The organism is uncultured Ellagibacter sp. (assembly GCF_934636505.1).
Taxonomy (GTDB): domain Bacteria; phylum Actinomycetota; class Coriobacteriia; order Coriobacteriales; family Eggerthellaceae; genus Ellagibacter.
In genome coordinates, this window is sequence record NZ_CAKUAL010000018.1 from 1 (window position 1) to 17,690 (window position 17,690).

Here is a 17,690-nt window from a genome sequence, read left to right on the forward strand (position 1 = left end):
AGGGAAGCGCACTCCATAACCCTTGTTCCGCACGCCATGATTTGGTCGCGACTGATTGTCATCACTGCTCGATTCTTACGTATAGGTGCAAAAATTCTGATTTGATATAATATCATACGAATACGTAAGATTTTCATGTAATTGAGAAAAACGTACTTATATGTAAGAAATTCGCTAAAGCACCAGGTAGCGACCAGTGATGCTTTCCGGGTTCGCGGTGATTTCCGCAGGCGTGCCGCACGCCACGATGCGCCCGCCGTCCTTCCCGCCATGCGGTCCCATGTCGATCACGTAGTCGGCATTAGCGATGAAGTCGAGGTCGTGCTCGACCACCACCACGGTGGCGCCCCGCTCCACAAGCCGCTCGAACACGCCGAGCAGCGTCTCGACGTCGCGCGGGTGCAGGCCGATCGTCGGCTCGTCGAACACGAACACGGCGTCTTCCTGCCCCCGGCCCATCTCGCTTGCAAGCTTCAGGCGCTGGGCCTCGCCGCCGGAAAGCGCGGGCGTCGCCTCACCGAGCGTGAGGTACCCCAGCCCCAGGTCATGCAGTGTTTGCAGCTTCTCGTGCGCCTTCTTGATGTCGGCAACATGCGCAAGCGCTTCATCGACCGAAAGCGCGAGCAGCGCCGGCAGGCTGAGCGCCTGACCACAGGGCGTGCCCTTCGCGCCCTTCTCGCCCTTCTCGGGGCGGCGAATACCCTCAGCCGCAGCGCTAAAGCGAGAGCCACGGCAATCGGGGCAGGCGATGTCGACGTCGGGCAAGAACTGCACGTCGAGCGAGATCTGCCCCGTACCGTCGCACGTGGGGCAGCGCAGGCTTCCCGTGTTGTACGAGAAGTCGCCCGCCCCAAGACCCGCCGCCTTCGCGCTCTCGGTGCGCGCATAGGCGCGGCGCAAGTCGTCGAGCACGCCGCAGTACGTCGCCACGGTCGAGCGGACGTTTACCCCGATGGGGGTCGCGTCAATCAGGTTCGCGCGCTTGATGCCGTCTGCGGCAAGCGCCGTCACGTGCTCGGGGAGCGCCTCGCCCGCCGCCGCATGGGAAAGCGCGGGGATGAGCGTCTCCAGCACGAGCGTCGTCTTGCCCGAACCCGACACGCCCGTCACGGCGATAAGCCGGCCACGCGGGATGTCGATGGCGAACGGCTTCACGGTATGCAGGCCGCTCGATTCGAGGTGGATCCGCCCCAAGTCGAACATGTCCCCAGCTTGCACCTGCGAGCGAGCCGCCACGCGCTTCGCGTCAGAAAGGAAGGGGCCTATGATCGAGGCCTCGTCGCGGGCGACCTCGTCAACCGAGCCTTGGGAAACCACCGTGCCGCCGTCCGCACCCGCGGCAGGACCCATTTCCACCAGATGGTCGGCGGCGCGCAGGATGCGCGTGTCATGGTCGACCATCACCACGGAGTTCCCGTCGGCAATCAAATCGCGCATCACGCCGAGGAGGCCGTCGATGTTGGCGGGGTGCAAGCCGATGGAAGGCTCGTCCATCACGTAGAGCACGCCGGTGGTTCGGTTCCTCACCGAACGCGCGAGCTGCACGCGCTGGCGCTCCCCCGTGGAAAGCGTGGCACCCGCGCGGTCGAGCGAGAGATACCCCAACCCCAGCTCCAGCAGGCGGCGTGCGGTGCCCGCAAACGACTCGCAGATGGATTTCGCCATGGGGCGCATCTTATCGGGAAGACTCCCCGGCACGCCTTCCACCCACAAAACCGCCTCGTCAAGCGTCATTTCCGTCGCCTGCGCCAGGTTGATGCCGCGCACAAGCGGCCCGCGCGCAGCCACCGAGAGGCGCGTGCCACCGCAATCGGGACAAGGTCCCTCGGTCAGGAACTTCGCGACGCGGCGCAACCCCTTCTCGTCCTTCGCCTTCGCAAGCGAGTTCTCCACGGTGCGCACGGCGTTGTAGTAGGTGAAATCGAGCTCGGCGAAATTCTCGCCCTTCTTGGCCTTGTACAGGATGTGCCGCTTCTCAGCCGGGCCGTTGAACACGATGTCGCGCTCGGCGGGCGAAAGCTCGCGAAACGGCACGTCCGTGCGCACGCCCATGGCGCCGCACACCTGCTTCATGAGGTCCCACATAAGCGAGCCCCACACCACCACAGCGCCCTCGTCGATGGTTTTGCTCTCGTCGGGCACGAGTGCGGCGCGGTTCACGGTGCGCGCGATACCGGTGCCGCCGCAGGTGGGACAGGCTCCCTCGCTGTTGAAGGCAAGCTGTTCGGCGCCGGGGCCGAAGAACTCGCCACCGCAATGCGGGCACGAAATCGCCAGCTCAGCGGCAACGTTCAAACTTGGCGGCACCTGCCCTCCGCAATGCGGGCACACATGGCTGCCGACGCGCGAGAAGAGAAGTCGCAAGCTGTTTAAAAGCTCGCTCGAGGTGCCGAACGTCGATCGCACGCCGGGCACCGCCGGGCGCTGGTGCAGCGCGAGGGCGGCGGGAACGTAGCGCACGTCGTCGACTGCGGCCTTGCCCGCCTGGGCGATGTGCCGGCGCGTGTAGGTGGAAAGCGCCTCCAAATAGCGACGCGACCCTTCAGCGTACAGGACGCCGAGCGCAAGCGAGCTTTTGCCCGAGCCCGACACGCCCGCGATACCCACAAGCTTGCCGAGCGGGATGTCCACGTTCACGTTCTTCAAATTGTGCACGCGCGCACCGCGCACCTCGATATGGTCGATATTCTGCATGATTTCCTTTTTGGGGATGCGCCGGGAAACGCATCATCACGTCCGAAACGACAACCTGATTCCGCTCATTGTATCGGAAAAGAACACGCGGGCAGCGAGCGCATCCGTTGACGCGTAGCAAGACGCACGAGAAGCGCCCGCCGCCCCGTTTTCCGGTTACCTAGCCTAGGCCTTCACAAGCGCGACCGCGATGGTGTTCAAATACTCGAGCGCGCCCGCTTCAACTGCCGCACGGTCGCCTTGAGCGTACTCGTTGTCGCAGACAATCCAGTCGGCCCACGCCTCGGGCGTGCACGCCATCTGATGCATATCCTCGATAGCAACACCGTCCGTTTGCCTAATCATGTCTTGCCACCAGGCCATATCGTGCATGTATTCAAGCTGCTCGGCGTCCCAGGATGCGAGCAGACATGCCGGCAGCGCGTCATGGCAGTCACGCACCATGCCGGGAATGGAAAGGTAGATTCTTCCGCCAGATTTCACATACGGAAGAAGCCTCTCCCCCAGATAGTGCGGGTCGCGCCCGAAATAGTTATACGAGTCAATGCTCACCACGGCGTCGAAGAATTCAGGCTCGAAAGGCAGGCCTTCCGCGGCGTTGGCCTTGATGGGATGAATCCGCTCATCCGGCACGCCCATCTCTCGAAAGAACGCGCGATTCTCATCGGGGTCGCTCCACAGGTCAACGGCGTACACATCGAGCCCGTATTCGCGCGCAAGCATCACGCTTGTTATGCCAGTGCCAGAGCCGAGGTCGCACACGCGCGACCCCTTCGCGACATCGGCGTCGCAAAGTAGCTCCTCGCAGAGCTTAAGCGGGTTGGGCCCCATGATCTTGGATCGGACTAGGTTGATGTCGAAGCTGTTCGCTTTTGGGAAGTTGTTCATTGTTACTCCTGTTTGTTGAGTCGATGGTGAAAACAGGTGCGGAACGGCGCAAAAATATAAGGCCTTGATGCGGCCTTTTCAGAAGTGCTCTGCGATTAACCGTTCCCTAAAGAACAATGACCAAAAAGACATCCCCTAAGATGCGTTTGCGCGGAGCACGATTGCCCCGTCGGACGAAGTATACAACCGAGCACGGTCGAACGGCAACCGGTCGCAGGCGGCGCAAGCAAGAATACAGCTAGAGCCCAGCCGAGTAATCGCAGCATCGCGAACGGGATTATCCTGCGATAATGAAATCATCGGCCCGTTCAAGAGGCGCCATCACCAGAAGTATGCTCAGATGAAAAAGGAGGCGGAATGCTGTTATCGCTTGCCCCCATGGAGGGAATCACCGGATATGCGTTTCGCCGCGTGCACGCGGAAATCTTCGGCGCGCTCGACCGCTACTACACGCCGTTCATCTCGCCGCTCCCCAAGGTAGGAGCACCATTCAGCAAGCGCAACAGCCGTGAACTCGACCCCAAGAACAACCAGGGCCTCAATGTCGTGCCCCAACTTCTGACCAACGACGCCGACAGGTTCATCTGGGCGGCTGGGCTTCTTGCCGACATGGGCTACAAGGAAGTCAACCTCAACCTCGGCTGCCCCTCGGGAACAGTGGTCGCCAAGGAGAAGGGCTCTGGCCTTTTGCGCAACCTACCCAGGCTCGGGGCGTTTCTTGCCGACGTGTGCGAGCGCTCGCCGCTGCCGGTTTCGGTCAAAACGCGCGTCGGCATCGCAAATGACGATGAGTACGACGAGCTCCTTGCGCTCTTTTGTCGCTGTGGAATCGCCGAGTTCATCGTGCACCCCCGCGTGCAAAAAGATTTCTACGACGGCGCCCCGCGACAGGAACTTTACGGCAAGACACTCGAGCGTGCGCCGTTCCCCGTGGCCTACAACGGGGACATCTTCGCGCTGGATGACTACAATGCGCTGGTCGCAGCCTACCCGCAAACGCGTCACATCATGATCGGTCGCGGGATCATGGCCAACCCCGCCCTCGCACGCATGATTCGCGGCGGCGCAGGTTTGACGCACGAGGAGCTCGAGCGCTTCCACGACGAACTCTATCAGGCATATACCGACGACATGGGCGGCAACGCGGTGTTTCGCATGAAGGAGTGGTGGGGATACACCGAGCACGCCTTCGCCGACCCGTCCTCGGTCCACCGCATCATGAGAAAGACCCGCCGCGCCGACGAGTACGAAGCCGCCGCGCGCAAAATCTTCTCCACCGAGAAGCTCGCCGACTCGCCGCGACTTCGCTGAGGCCAGGCCGAAAAGTCGGTGGGCAAGCAAACCGAGGCATCCAGAATTCCATGCGCGAAAAACGGACGCGGGGAATCCTTCGCCCCGCAGACGACACGCTAACCTAGATCAGCGAGATTCCTAAATATTTGGGTGTACGTACTGGCCGTGGCGCTTCGTTCGGCTTCCGTACTGAATGGAGAACTTCGGGCAATGGTGCAGGCAATCGAAACCACATCTTCCCCCGTCATTGCGGCAACGCGCTGTGCGACATATTTCGAATTGCCCGTAGCGGAAAAGTAGAAAATCACGGCACTCCCCTCATCGAAGCTCTGCGGCGACGATTATCGCAGCATCCTTTAAGATTGCCCCAACGCACTGGAAAAGGACACGCATACCGAGCTGCAGCTCTTACGGTGCTCTCTTCGCAGGCCCTCAGCGACTGGAAGCCGCGAGCAAGGCGCTCTTCTAGCCTTGCGTGAGGGCGCGCTCAGCCTCCTCGGCATCTTGCGTCCCCCTGCTGAGCAGCGCGATGCCGGCAACGACCGCGATCATCCCGATGCCGACGACGATGGAGAACGGGTCGTTCCAGAAGATGATGCCGATGAGCGTCGTCAAAAATGTGCCGACGCCGCCCCAGATACCGTAGGCCATCCCCAGGCTCAAATCCTTGAGCGCGAACGTCAGCATCACGAACGACAAGATATAGCACGCAGCGGTCACGATGCCGAACACGGGCTGGGTGAAACCCTCCGACAGCTTCATACACGTGGTACCGAACACCTCGAAGAGCACCGACAGTCCCAAAAGCGCATAGGGGCTCATCGCTGCACCTCCTCCTGGAAGGTCTTCGCGTACCGCTCGACCACCTTGATGAACGTCTCGATTTCTTTGGCGGTGATCGATTCGGCTGCCTTCACCTCGAGCTCGCGCATTCGCTCGACGGACTGGCTCCACCATTCGCGGCCCTCGTCCGTAAGCACCATGATCCGCTCGCGCTTATCGGCCTCACTCGGATGCGCAGTCACGAAATCGCGAGCTCCGAGGCGTTTGCAAATGGCGCTGACCGTCTGTTTTCCCATGTCGCATCGCTCGCAGATCGTTCTTTGGGAAAGCCCCTCGGCCTCGTCCCACAAGGCATCGACGACGTAGAGCTCGCTCGTGTCCACGCCCATCTTCCTCGCAAACGAACTGTAGGCGAACGAAATATCGCGCCAGCAGTTCCACATCTCCTTCGAGAACTCCTCCGGTTTCATTTCTCGTCTCCATTCGAATTAGTCCAACTGTTGACTAGTATAGTCTATCATCGGACTTTTCCAAGCCTACACGCAAATACGACAAGACTTCACCCGTCCTTCGCCGTTATACTGTTTCTATCTCAACGGCGACGGCACTACCACATGGCCCCGTTCCCCAACGAAAGGAGCCCGTCATGGCGAAAGCGGATAGGACAGGTCCAAAAGAGTTCATTTGCCCAGGTTGCGGAGCCGTCGTGAAGAACACGGCCTTCAGCCCCATCACCGAAACCTGCGGAGCGAAGCTCGTGGACGGCTGGCTTTGCAAGGACTGCGCCTCCAAGCTGCGTATCAAATATCCAATGTATTACGAGAAGGATAAGAAGTACTTCTACGAGAAAGAGGGCGATAGCTACGTTCGCGTAAAGTCGGAAGACGGCGGGCGGCCCGTTCTCACCGCGATCAAAAACGAGCTCTTCTACACAGATGAGTACAGCATCATCGACAACAGCACCACCAGCTACACCGAGCATTTGAACTTCGACCCGCTCGCAAAGCTGACTTCTAGCCAGGTGCGGGCCGAGCTGGCAAGCATCGGTTCGTACCGCGAAGAAACGCGGCAGGAATTCGCCGGCGCCAAAAACGCCTTCGAGGTGCTCGAGGTCATGAACATGCCGAAGCTCAAGCCCTTACGAGTCGGCCTTCCGAACATCAAGCGCTACAAGGGCGCGATTGCGCTTGCGGGAATCGTGCGCCTGGGCGCCTTCCGCAAGGGCGACGTGGTTGAGATCCGCCATGGGGGCGAGACGCTGTCGGCGACGATCCTCACCGCGAGGGAGTCGCGCCTCCACCTGAGCCTTTGGCTGTATCCGGCATACGCCTCCGCCTCGGGCAAATATCCCAAGGAGAGCAACATCGACGGCGGCGACCTCGAATCCGATAGAGCGGGAATCCTCGAGGGGATGCACGCCATCGTGATCTTGAGCCCGCAAGCCGCAGGCATTGCCCCTGGTGACGCTATCACGCTCCGCTCCTAGCGCAAGCAAAAGCGCAACAGCGAAACTTTTCCTGCCAGGTGGGACAAGGCGAGGCGGGGGTCGGGCGGTTCGCCTCACTGCCTAGCGAGAATCAGCCGAGACCCGGTCAGACGAGTAACGCGAAAGCGAGACAAATCACCCGACCCCCGTCTCACAAGCGACCGTCTCACAAGCGAGACAGACCGCCTGACCCCTGTCTCAGGAGGGAGTAAGACAGGGGTCGAGTAAGACAGGGGTCGGGTGATTTGTCTCGCTTTCTCGCGCCCGAACAGCGCCAAGCAGCGCTTGACAAGGCGAAGGAGGAGAAGTCATGGCCGACCTCGGCATCATGGAGAACCGCCGCATCGCCGGGCTCGGCGCACGACAACGCGAAGCCCTCTTGGAGCAGCTGTGATAAGCGGCTCGAAAAAACAACGTCTCAGGATACCCATGTTGTTCTTGTACCCGTCGCCAAATTTGGTTTGAATTTTGAGATGTCAATTCAAAGCCGTGCGGAAGGCTCAAAAAAAGCCGCCTCGGTGCCGAGACGGCAAGCTTTTGGTGATATCGCAGGTTTTTAATGCGTCACCGTATGGTTCCGCTGACCACATCAAAGATAGGATGTCCCATTCCGTCGAATTTGATTGCAGCAAAAGCCCTTGTTGCGGGTGAGGGGTTCGTGATTTCGACATACTCGATTTCAGAGGCTTTGGCGCCGTTGATCTCCGTTGCCGTGACGTTGCCGCGCTCGTCGAGGGTGTAGCTTTGCAACGTGTCTTTGCCGGAAACGTTTTTGTAGCTGATGCCGGTGACGTTGCCCGCTGAATCGCGTTTGACAGCATAGGTGCCCTCCTCCCCGTTTGTGCTGCTGGTTGCCATCCACCCTTTTTCGTCGAAAGTTTTTCCGTTCGTGTCGGAGCTGCTCGCGTAATAGGCTGTGGCGGCTTTGATTCGCCCGTCGTTGTCGTATTCGTATGTCATTCCGCTACCGGCTTTGTCAAGTTTTGTGTAGCGGCCCTCGCCGTCGACTTCAGCCGCCATATCGAGGGAGCCGACATAGACGTCGTTCTGTTTGTTCGATTGCGACTGAGACACGCCTTTGGGGAGGCCGTTCTCATCGTAATCGAGGGTGTAGATGTCGATCGACGTGCCGAGGTTCGCGGCGTTGGGGTGCTCGACGGTTTGGGTGATTTTCGCCAAGTTCCCCTTCTCGTCGTAAGCGTATTCGGTGGTGATGGTCCGAGCGTTTAAGCCAGAGCCGGAATAGCCGACAACCTTTGAAACCATGTAAACGGATTCCACAGTGGGCGATTCGGCATCTCCCGCACTACAACCAGTCACGCCGAAAAAGGAGGCGGATACCAATGTTGTGCCCCAAAGTTTTATAAAACTTCTTCTAGTAATCATTGCCGATTGCCTTTCAACTTGTTTTCGGCAGCGTCATCGCCGTTGAGACAGAAACAGTATAACGGCAAAATGCAAGACAGGAGTCGACAGGGTCCGAGGGTCGACAGGGGTCGGGTGATTTGTCTCACCCGAATTCCCCTCCCGACGCTCATTGTTTCGCAGCATTCAATATGCTAGGCTGGCGAGCAACAACAACCGGCACCCGCAAGAAAGGGCAAAGCCGATGAGCCGAACTCCGCGAAAACTATCCGAAGGTAACGTCTATCATATTTTCGCGCGCGGGGTCAGTCGCCTACAAATTCTAGAGGACGATGAAGACAACGCTTTCTTTCTAGGTCTTCTGGGCAGGTTCACCTTTTCCGGCGATTGCGACCTACTTGCTTATTGCCTCATGGGCAACCATTTCCACCTGCTCGTCAAAATGGAAATGCGGCGCCTTTCCGAAGAAATGAAGCGTCTCGAGGTTTCCTATGCTCAGCACTTCAATGAAAAATATGAGAGAACGGGAACGCTCTTCCAGGGTAGATTCGGCAGCGAGCCCATTGATTCCGATGAGCAACTCCTCGCAGCCCTCCGATATATCCACCTCAATCCGCAGAAAGCTGGAATCGCTCCATTCGATGATTACGAATGGAGCAGCTACCAGGAATATATGGGAAGGGCCAAGGCCGAGCTGGCAAGCACTTCTCTTGCGCTCGAAATGGTCGGCGGCACAGATTACTTCGAAAAATTCCATCGCATCGAATGCGACGATCGGTCATTTATGGACGAGAACACGTCCGCGGGGCAACGCGCCCGCAAACGTCTGACCGACCAGAATGTGCGCGAGATGGCTCGGGAGGTTTTAGGGATTGACCGTCTTTCCAATCTGTGCGAGATGACTCGAGAGGATAGGAACACAGCCCTCGTCGCATTGAAGGATATGGGTGCCACCGTGAGGCAAATCGAACGACTAACGGGAATCAGCCGAGGCGTGGTCGGACGAGTAACGCGAAAGTGAGACAAATCACCCGACCCCTGTCCTTCCCCCTGTAAAGTCGGAAGACGGCGGGCGGCCCGTTCTCACCGCGATCAAAAACGAGCTCTTCTACACAGATGAGTACAGCATCATCGACAACAGCACCACCAGCTACACCGAGCATTTGAACTTCGACCCGCTCGCAAAGCTGACTTCTAGCCAGGTGCGGGCCGAGCTGGCAAGCATCGGTTCGTACCGCGAAGAAACGCGGCAGGAATTCGCCGGCGCCAAAAACGCCTTCGAGGTGCTCGAGGTCATGAACATGCCGAAGCTCAAGCCCTTACGAGTCGGCCTTCCGAACATCAAGCGCTACAAGGGCGCGATTGCGCTTGCGGGAATCGTGCGCCTGGGCGCCTTCCGCAAGGGCGACGTGGTTGAGATCCGCCATGGGGGCGAGACGCTGTCGGCGACGATCCTCACCGCGAGGGAGTCGCGCCTCCACCTGAGCCTTTGGCTGTATCCGGCATACGCCTCCGCCTCGGGCAAATATCCCAAGGAGAGCAACATCGACGGCGGCGACCTCGAATCCGATAGAGCGGGAATCCTCGAGGGGATGCACGCCATCGTGATCTTGAGCCCGCAAGCCGCAGGCATCGCCCCTGGTGACGCTATCACGCTCCGCTCCTAGCGCAGGTGCGAACGAGGCAGCGAAACTTTTCCTGCCAGGTGGGACGAGGCGAGGCGGGGGTCGGGCGGTTCGCCTCACTGCCTAACGAGAATCAGCCGAGACCCGGTCAGACGAGTAACGCGAAAGCGAGACAAATCACCCGACCCCTGTCTCACTGGGAGGGGGCGGGCTGGGAGCCAACCTCAGCCCCAACCCCTGCCCCAAACCCCCGTCGCGCTAGTCCGCCTCTGGTTTCGCGAGCAGGACATGCTCCGGCAGGATAGGCAGCTCGCGATGCCACACGCCCGTCGCCCGGTAGATCGCGTGCGCGATCGCGGGAGCCGGCGCGTTGATGACGATCTCGCCGATCGACTTCGCGCCGAACGGACCCGTGGGCTCATAGGAATGCTCGAACTCAACGCGGATGTCGCCCACATCGAGGCGCGTGGGCAAACGGTAGGTGAACAGGCTCGACTCACGGATAGCGCCCTTGGGCGTGCGGGTCACGTCCTCCATAAGCGTATGTCCGATGCCCTGCACGATGCCGCCCTCGACCTGGATGCGCGCAAGCGCCGGGTTGATGGGAATGCCGCAGTCGACCACGGCGTCAAAGTTGAGCACCTCAACCATGCCCGTCTCGCGATCGAGCTCGATTTCCGCCATGCCCACCATAAACGGCGGCGGGGACACCGGGGAAGAATGCATTGCGGTCGCCTCCGCCAACTGGCAGCTGTTGCACTGGCTCTTCTCAGCGATGGCGGGAAGGGAAACCGTCTCGCCCGTGCTCTCGCGAACCACATGACCGTCTTCGAAGGCGAGTTCGTCCGCCGCGCACCCGAGGATCTCGGCCGCAATGGCGCAGAAGCGCTCCTTCAGCTGCGTGCACGCCTTCTCGACGGCCATGCCGGTCACATACGTTGTCGAAGACGCGTAGGAGCCGGAATCGTAGGGCGAGGCATCCGTGTCGGCACCGAACACCGAGACGTCGTCCACCGAGCATTCCATATGCTCGGCGACCATCTGCGCCAGGATGGTATCGCAGCCCGTTCCCATGTCGGCCGCGCCGATGACCAGCATATAGGTCCCGTCATCGTTCAGCCTGACGGTGACCGACCCCGAATCGATGCCGGCGATGCCCGAGCCCTGCATGGACATGCCTACGCCCGCCGCGCGAACCTTGCCGTTGCCCATGTCGCGCACGGGATACTTCGCCTCCCAGTCGAACATGTCGCGGCAGTGGTCTAAGCACCGGTCGAGCGCGCACGCGTTGGCCACCTCGTTGAAGTAGGCAGGCATAGTCATGCCCTCGCGCAGCATGTTCTGCTCGCGCAGCCCGATCGGGTCGCGGCGCAGCATCTCGGCAAGCTCGTTCACCGTCGTCTCCACGGCGAACTGGCCCTGCGTCGCCCCGAACCCACGGTACGCGCCCGAGGGCTGCATGTTCGTGTAAACCACGTCGGCCGTGAACTTGAACGCCTCCAGAGAACCCGTGTACAGGGGGATGGACTTGTGTCCGGTGAGACCCACCGTCGCCCAGCCGTGCTCACCGTATGCGCCCGAGTTCGACAGCGTCGTCACGTCGAGTGCACGGATGCGCCCATCGTCGTTTGCGCCGAGGCGAACCTTGATTTCCATCTCATGACGCGGAGAACCGCAGGTCTGGGCCTCTTTTCGCGTGAACACGCACATTGCGGGGCGGCCCGTCTTCATCGTGACGAACGCGGGATACACCTCGCACACCGCGGTCTGCTTCGCACCGAAGCCACCGCCGATGCGCGGCTTTTCCACGCGAATGCGGCTCTTCGGGATGCCCAGCGCGTGGGACAAGATGCGACGAACGTGGAAGACGATCTGCGTGGACGAGATCACGTGCAGGCGCCCGTAACGATCCAGCTCGGCGTACGTGCGGAAGGTCTCCATCATGGCCTGGTTGAAGGCCTTCGTGTGGTAGGTGCGCTCCAAAACGATATCGCAGTCGGCGAGCACCGCCTCGACGTCGCCGTCGGCGTCAGCGGTCGTGCCCACGAGGTTGCGCTTGTTGTCTCCGCCCAAGTCGCAGAGCATATGCCAGTTGTCCTCGGGGTGCACGAGCGTGGGATTATCCTTGGCAGCGCGGAAGTCCAGCACGGGATCGAGCACATCGTAGATCACCTTGATGCGCGAAAGGGCCGCCTCGGCGGCCTTCTCGTTTTCCGCAGCCACGATCGCCACCACGTCGCCCACGTAGCGCACATGGCGGTCGATAATCAGGCGGTCGTAGGGGCTTGTCTCAGGGTAGGTCTGCCCCGCGTTGCTGAAGCGCTCCCCCGGCACGTCTTCCCAGGTATACACGTCCACCACGCCGGCGACTTTCTTCGCCTTCGACGTGTCGATGTCCTCCACAATGGCGTTGGCATGGGGGCTTCGCAAAAGCTTCACCACAAGCGCGTCGGGTGCGATGTCCTCGGTGAACACGGGCTTGCCCAAAAGGAGCTGCAGCGAGTCCTTCTTGCGGACGGACTTGCCAACCGATTGGTAATCGGGCCTATTCACGTGAGCCCCCTTCTGCGTTTCTGCTGGTGAGGAAGTTGCGAATGCCGCGCAGCTGGCCCACATACCCCGAGCAGCGGCACAGGTTGCCGGAAAGGTATGCGAGAATCTCCTCGTCGGTGGGGTCGGGGTTCTCGCGCAAAAGCGCGATCGTGTTCATCACGAAGCCCGGGTTGCAGAAACCGCACTGCTCAGCGCCCTGGTCGGCGATGAAGCCCACGAACTCGGACGCTTCGTCTTGCAGCCCCTCGAGAGTCTGCACGCTATGGCCGTCGGCGCGGGCCGCCAGCGTGGAGCATGACAGCACCGGCTCGCCATCCAAGAGCACCGTGCACAGACCGCAAGCCGACGTCTCGCAGCCGCGCTTCACGCTGAGGCAACCATGGGCGCGGACGAAGTCGATGAGCAGCATATCGGCCGAGATGTCGTCGGACACCGCCTTGCCGTTCAGCTTGATCGTGATTTCCATTACCGCACCTCCCCCAATGCCAGCAGGGTGCGGCGCACAAGCACCGGCACCAGCGCGCGGCGGTACTCCGCAGAGCCCCACATGTTTCCGGAAACGGGGACGGCACCCGCCGCATAATCGGCGAACGCAGCAGCACTTTTCTCGGTGATGCCACCGGCGAGAATGCCCCGCTCATCGCGAAGGAGAACAGCGCGCGCCGGGCGCGATCCCACGACAAGGCGATATTCGTCCCCCACCTTGGCCGCCGCGCAGTTGAGCGTAGGCAGGTCGGTCCGTTGCTTGCGCACCGCCTGATAGGCGAAGGTGCCGGGGCGCTTCTTGACGATTAGACGGACGAGGATGTCGTTGTCGTAGGGCATGCGCGCGAACTCCTCCAAGGGCACAACGCCGCCCTTGAAAAGCTCGACGTAGCTGTCCATGGCCAAGAAAATCGCAACGACGTCGGAAAAGCCCATGCGCCGCCACAGACTTCCGCCCAGCGTGGCACCGTTGCGGAACTGCACGCCCACGATGTCGCGCAGCGCGGCTTCAACCGCACCGCAAGAATAAACACCCAGGCCAGGATGCTTCTCCATCTGACGCAGGGTTGCCATGGCGCCGATGCGGAACTCGTCTTCGGCCTCCTCGATCCCATTCAAGCCCAGATCGCAAAGGTCGATGGCCGTGTTGAAGGAATGCGTGCCCATCTTCAGCCACATCATGCCCGCAACCACGCGGTTGCGCTTCTTTTGATTGAGCTCCCAAGCCTCTTCCAGGCTTTGCGGGCGCACGTATTTTTGGAAGGTAATAATGTCACTCGCCCCATTATTTGAGGTTTACATAGTCTTCGCTATTATACTGTGGCGCAGGGGGCATCCCCGAAAACACACCTGACCAACCATCGAATTTGCAGAGGCGCCCCATCATGACCCACCCCGCCCGAGGACTCAGCATGAACCACGGATGCATCATCATGGCATCGGGTCTGGGCACCCGCTTCGGGGGAAACAAGCTCATGACCGAGCTTTGCGGCATGCCGCTTATCCAACACGTGTTGCGAGCAACCGAGGGGCTGTTCGCCAGGCGCGTCGTGGTCACGCGGCACTCGGACGTGGCGCACCTGTGCGATGAGCTGGGAATCGGGGGCATTCTACACAGCGAGCCAAGGCGAAACGACACCGTGCGCTTGGGGATGGAAAAGATGACGGGCTGCGACACGATCACGTTCGTCCAAGGCGACCAGCCGCTCATCAGCGCGAACAGCCTCACAGCACTCCTTCGCGGCGCCGAGCGCTGCCCCGAGTGCATATGGCGCGCAAGCTTTGAAGGCACGCCGGGCGCTCCCGTGCTCTTCCCCGCGTGGACGTTTAACGAGCTGCGCTCGCTTCCCCCCGGCAAGGGCGGCGGCGTGGTGGCCAAGACCCACAAAGAGCGCGTGCGAACCGTCGAGGTTTCCAGCAAATGGGAGCTCTTCGACATCGACACCCCCGACGACCTGCGAATTCTTCAAGAATATCTCGCAAGCGAAATCAGATAGGGACCAAAAAGGCACCTCGCGGAATCACTCCGTGAGGCGCCTTTCGCGCTTGCGTTGCTCCTGTGGTCAGCCGCTAGGCGTTCGCGTCCGTTTTCGGAGCGATCTCCTTGTCCTTGGGAAGCACGATGTTCAAGACGATGGCGACCGCCGCCGCGGCGACGATGCCGGAGCCGCCGAAGATAAGGCTTACCATCTGGGGGGATCCGGCGAGAATAGCAGGGTTGGCGCCGATGCCGTAGCCCAAGCCCAACGCCACCGACACGATGCTCAGGTTGCGCGGAGTCAGCGGGTCGCGCGTGATCAGCTGAATACCGCTCACCACGATGGACGCGAACATGATGACGGCCGCACCGCCCAAGACGGACTGCGGCATGATGGACACGACGGCACCCAGCTTCGGGCACAGACCGCACAGGATCAGGAAGACGGCGCCGCAGGCCAAAGCCTTGCGGTTCACCATCTTGGTCATGGTGACCAGGCCAACATTCTGGCTGAACGACGTGTTCGGCAGCACGCCGAAGAGAGCCGCGAAGCTCGAGCCCACGCCGTCGCAGACCACGCCGCCGGAAAGCTCCTTGTCGGTCGCCTCGCGATCCATGCCGCCCTGCGTGACGCCGGAGATGTCGCCGACAGTCTCGACCGCCGTGACAATGAACATCACGAGCACAGGGGCGATGGCGCGCATATCGAACACGGGCGCCACAGGCAGCGGGTTCGGGATGGCAAACCATGCCGCCGCAGCCACCTTATCCCAATTCAGAACCCACGCCTTGGTGTACTCGACGCCCTCGGAGTTGATGCCTGTGGTGGGCAGCACCAGCCCCATGATGCCCGCGACGATATAGCCGACGATGATACCGACCAGGATGGAAGACGCGCTCACGAAGCCCGTCGTCGCATGCTTCACCGCCAGGATAACGACGAGAACGATAAGCGCCAGGCACAGGTTCTCAAGCGACCCGAAATCGGCCGCGCTGTTGCCGCCACCGAACGCGTTGACGCCGACGCTGATGAGACTGAGGCCAATGGAGAGGACGACGGTACCCGTGACGATAGACGGGAAGAAACGGCGCAGCGGCTTCAAGAAAAAGCCGAGCACAGCCTCGAACAGGCCGCCGATAATCGAAGCTCCCATGATGGCACCGTAGGCAACAAGGCCGCCGCCCATCGAGGCCGCCACGGAATTGAACACGCCGATGAATCCCGAAGACGTTCCCATGATGATAGGAACCCTGCCGCCAACAGGCCCGATGCCGAAAAGCTGGACCAAAGTCACAACGCCTGCGATCCACATGGCGTTCTGCAGCAGCGACAGCTGAACATCGGCGAACTCGGCTCCCGCCAGGCCACACGCGCCCGTCACGATCAAAAGCGGCGTCAGGTTGCCCACGAACATGGCCAGGACATGCTGCAAGCCCAGGGGAATCGCCTGAGCGAGGGGCATATCTCCCTCAAATGAGAAGACGCCAAGCGACCTCGCGCCGCGAGACGAGTTCTCCGAAGAAGCGGCCGCGGGCTTCTCTCCCGAAGCTTCAGACGCCTGAGCCTCCGAGGCTGCCTCTTGTTTTTCCTCCACCATCTGCATCCCTCTCTAAAAGGACAGTAAAGTGAGAAAATAACACCGCCGGGCGCGCATTTGAAGAAGCATCGGGGAATTTTCCACGTAGGGTCTTTAATTCCGCCCCTTGGTTCGGACCCGCATCACATAAGCGGCCGCAGGCTGCGCTCCAAGATGCCGTGCACGCAGGCGATCGCCGCGCCGTAGTTCACCATGGGCGTGCCGCTTTTCGCCGCCACGCTCTGGCGCCAGCGCATTTCCTTCTCGTTGAGCATGCACCCGCCGCAGTGGACCACCACGTCGTAGCCGCTCACGTCGTCGGGGAACCCGCGCCCCTGCGTGAACTCGAACGTCGGGTTCGCTCCGCAATGGCCGCGGATCCACGCGGGCATCTTCACCGTGCCAATGTCCTCGCACTGGCGATGGTGTGTGCAGCCCTCCGAGATGAGCACGCGGCTTTCGTCGGTGAGCGCACTAAGCGCCGCCGCACCTTCCACAAGCGCGTGCAAATCGCCCTTATAACGCGCCATGAGAAGGGAAAACGACGTGAGCGGCGTCGTTTCCGCAACGATGCGCGCGACCTTCGCGAACGCTTGCGAGTCGGTGATCACGAGGCGGATGTCGCCAACCGCCGCCAAAAGGTCGGCGAGCTCTTCGGGCTGGCAGACGAGAGCGCCCGCATGGGCATCGAGGACGTCGCGCAGCACGAGCTGTTGCGGCAAGATGATGCGGCCCTTCGGCGCCGACGAGTCGATGGGCACGACGAGCACCACCTTGTCGCCCGGCGAGAGCAGGTCGGCCACAACGCGGCGCTCATGCGTGGCCGACCCACCCACGTGCGCGAGGACCTCCTTCAACTTGTTTACACCCGCGCCCGTGCGCGCGCTTGCGAGCACCTCCGCACGAACTGGGGAAACAGGGGCGGCAGGGGCCGGGGCGGCATCGGGTGCGGCGACGATCTCGGGAGTGGAAGCGTCGGCGGCGCCCGATGCGGCTCCCCCGATAACGCCATCTGAACCCGCGGCCGCCTCTTCTCCAGACAGAAGGTCGGCCTTGTTACGCACCACGACAAAGGGCAGCCCGAGCTCCTCGAACAGGGAGATAAGCGCACGCTCAGCGGCGACCAGCGCGCGCGTGGCGTCGGTCACGAGCACCGCCACATCGCAGCTGCGCAAGGTCTCGCGCGTGCGCTCGACGCGGCGCGCGCCCAGTTCCCCAACGTCGTCGATGCCGGGAGTGTCCACGATGTCGACCGGCCCGAGCGGCAGAAGCTCCATGGCCTTGCGCACCGGGTCGGTCGTGGTGCCAGCGACGTCGCTCACGAGCGCCACTTGCTGCCCGCACACCGCGTTCACCAGGCTCGACTTCCCCGCATTGCGCACCCCGAAGAAACCGATTCGCACGCGCTCGCCTGAAGGCGTCTCATTCAAACCCATGTCGAAGCCGTCCTTTCGCCTTACCGT

General features: G+C 61.3%; 16 protein-coding genes. 6 read left to right on the forward strand and 10 right to left on the reverse strand.

Going from position 1 to position 17,690, the window contains the following annotated elements:
- Positions 1 to 174: 174 nt before the first annotated feature.
- Both Q0G18_RS03605 and Q0G18_RS03610 read right to left on the reverse strand, forming a co-directional pair.
- Entirely contained in the window at positions 175 to 2,694 is a 2,520-nt protein-coding gene (locus Q0G18_RS03605) for an excinuclease ABC subunit UvrA (protein ID WP_297149562.1), read from the reverse strand.
- Positions 2,695 to 2,859: 165 nt separating this feature from the next.
- Positions 2,860 to 3,582 (reverse strand): methyltransferase domain-containing protein, encoded by a 723-nt coding sequence (locus Q0G18_RS03610; RefSeq protein ID WP_297149563.1) that lies wholly within the window; start codon positions 3,580 to 3,582, stop codon positions 2,860 to 2,862.
- Positions 3,583 to 3,939: 357 nt separating this feature from the next.
- Here Q0G18_RS03610 and Q0G18_RS03615 point away from each other — a divergent pair, with 357 nt between their 5' ends.
- A complete protein-coding gene (locus Q0G18_RS03615; protein ID WP_297149565.1) occupies positions 3,940 to 4,893 on the forward strand; it encodes a tRNA-dihydrouridine synthase family protein in 954 nt (317 codons plus the stop codon).
- A 447-nt stretch (positions 4,894 to 5,340) separates the two neighbouring features.
- On the opposite strand, the gene Q0G18_RS03620 is transcribed toward Q0G18_RS03615, so the two are convergent.
- Together Q0G18_RS03620 and Q0G18_RS03625 are read right to left on the reverse strand one after the other, a co-directional pair.
- Positions 5,341 to 5,697 (reverse strand): multidrug efflux SMR transporter, encoded by a 357-nt coding sequence (locus Q0G18_RS03620; RefSeq protein WP_297149566.1) that lies wholly within the window; start codon positions 5,695 to 5,697, stop codon positions 5,341 to 5,343.
- Entirely contained in the window at positions 5,694 to 6,128 is a 435-nt protein-coding gene (locus Q0G18_RS03625; RefSeq protein WP_297149567.1) for a MarR family transcriptional regulator, read from the reverse strand. The genes Q0G18_RS03620 and Q0G18_RS03625 overlap by 4 nt, the downstream gene beginning before the upstream one ends.
- 176 nt (positions 6,129 to 6,304) lie before the next feature.
- Here Q0G18_RS03625 and Q0G18_RS03630 point away from each other — a divergent pair, with 176 nt between their 5' ends.
- Positions 6,305 to 7,144 (forward strand): hypothetical protein, encoded by an 840-nt coding sequence (locus Q0G18_RS03630; protein ID WP_297149569.1) that lies wholly within the window; start codon positions 6,305 to 6,307, stop codon positions 7,142 to 7,144.
- Between the two features lie 245 nt (positions 7,145 to 7,389).
- Positions 7,390 to 7,704 carry a hypothetical protein gene (locus tag Q0G18_RS03635; RefSeq protein ID WP_297149571.1) on the forward strand — a complete coding sequence of 105 codons (315 nt, stop codon included), beginning with the start codon at positions 7,390 to 7,392 and terminating at the stop codon, positions 7,702 to 7,704.
- Between the two features lie 4 nt (positions 7,705 to 7,708).
- Here the strand turns inward: Q0G18_RS03635 and Q0G18_RS03640 are convergent, their stop codons facing one another.
- A complete protein-coding gene (locus Q0G18_RS03640) occupies positions 7,709 to 8,530 on the reverse strand; it encodes a hypothetical protein (RefSeq protein WP_297149573.1) in 822 nt (273 codons plus the stop codon).
- 223 nt (positions 8,531 to 8,753) lie between these two features.
- Here Q0G18_RS03640 and Q0G18_RS03645 point away from each other — a divergent pair, with 223 nt between their 5' ends.
- Entirely contained in the window at positions 8,754 to 9,530 is a 777-nt protein-coding gene (locus Q0G18_RS03645) for a transposase (protein WP_297149575.1), read from the forward strand.
- Between the two features lie 142 nt (positions 9,531 to 9,672).
- Positions 9,673 to 10,176: a hypothetical protein gene (locus tag Q0G18_RS03650; protein ID WP_297149576.1), complete on the forward strand. Its 504-nt coding sequence runs from the start codon at positions 9,673 to 9,675 to the stop codon at positions 10,174 to 10,176.
- 216 nt (positions 10,177 to 10,392) lie between these two features.
- On the opposite strand, the gene Q0G18_RS03655 is transcribed toward Q0G18_RS03650, so the two are convergent.
- The 3 genes from Q0G18_RS03655 to Q0G18_RS03665 are packed head-to-tail and all read right to left on the reverse strand — an operon-like array spanning position 10,393 to position 13,923.
- Positions 10,393 to 12,687 carry a molybdopterin cofactor-binding domain-containing protein gene (locus Q0G18_RS03655; protein WP_297149577.1) on the reverse strand — a complete coding sequence of 765 codons (2,295 nt, stop codon included), beginning with the start codon at positions 12,685 to 12,687 and terminating at the stop codon, positions 10,393 to 10,395.
- Positions 12,680 to 13,153, reverse strand: coding sequence for a (2Fe-2S)-binding protein (locus Q0G18_RS03660; protein WP_297149578.1), 474 nt, complete (start codon positions 13,151 to 13,153; stop codon positions 12,680 to 12,682). The genes Q0G18_RS03655 and Q0G18_RS03660 overlap by 8 nt, the downstream gene beginning before the upstream one ends.
- Positions 13,153 to 13,923, reverse strand: a complete 771-nt coding sequence (locus Q0G18_RS03665) for an FAD binding domain-containing protein (protein WP_297149579.1) — start codon at positions 13,921 to 13,923, stop codon at positions 13,153 to 13,155. The genes Q0G18_RS03660 and Q0G18_RS03665 overlap by 1 nt, the downstream gene beginning before the upstream one ends.
- Positions 13,924 to 14,084: 161 nt before the next feature.
- Here Q0G18_RS03665 and Q0G18_RS03670 point away from each other — a divergent pair, with 161 nt between their 5' ends.
- Positions 14,085 to 14,669: an NTP transferase domain-containing protein gene (locus Q0G18_RS03670; RefSeq protein WP_297149580.1), complete on the forward strand. Its 585-nt coding sequence runs from the start codon at positions 14,085 to 14,087 to the stop codon at positions 14,667 to 14,669.
- Positions 14,670 to 14,742: 73 nt separating this feature from the next.
- Here the strand turns inward: Q0G18_RS03670 and Q0G18_RS03675 are convergent, their stop codons facing one another.
- Together Q0G18_RS03675 and Q0G18_RS03680 are read right to left on the reverse strand one after the other, a co-directional pair.
- The gene (locus Q0G18_RS03675; RefSeq protein ID WP_297149581.1) at positions 14,743 to 16,248 is read right to left on the reverse strand and encodes a nucleobase:cation symporter-2 family protein; all 1,506 of its coding nucleotides are present in this window, start codon (positions 16,246 to 16,248) and stop codon (positions 14,743 to 14,745) included.
- A 122-nt stretch (positions 16,249 to 16,370) separates the two neighbouring features.
- Positions 16,371 to 17,663, reverse strand: a complete 1,293-nt coding sequence (locus Q0G18_RS03680) for a GTP-binding protein (RefSeq protein WP_297149584.1) — start codon at positions 17,661 to 17,663, stop codon at positions 16,371 to 16,373.
- Positions 17,664 to 17,690: the final 27 nt, after the last annotated feature.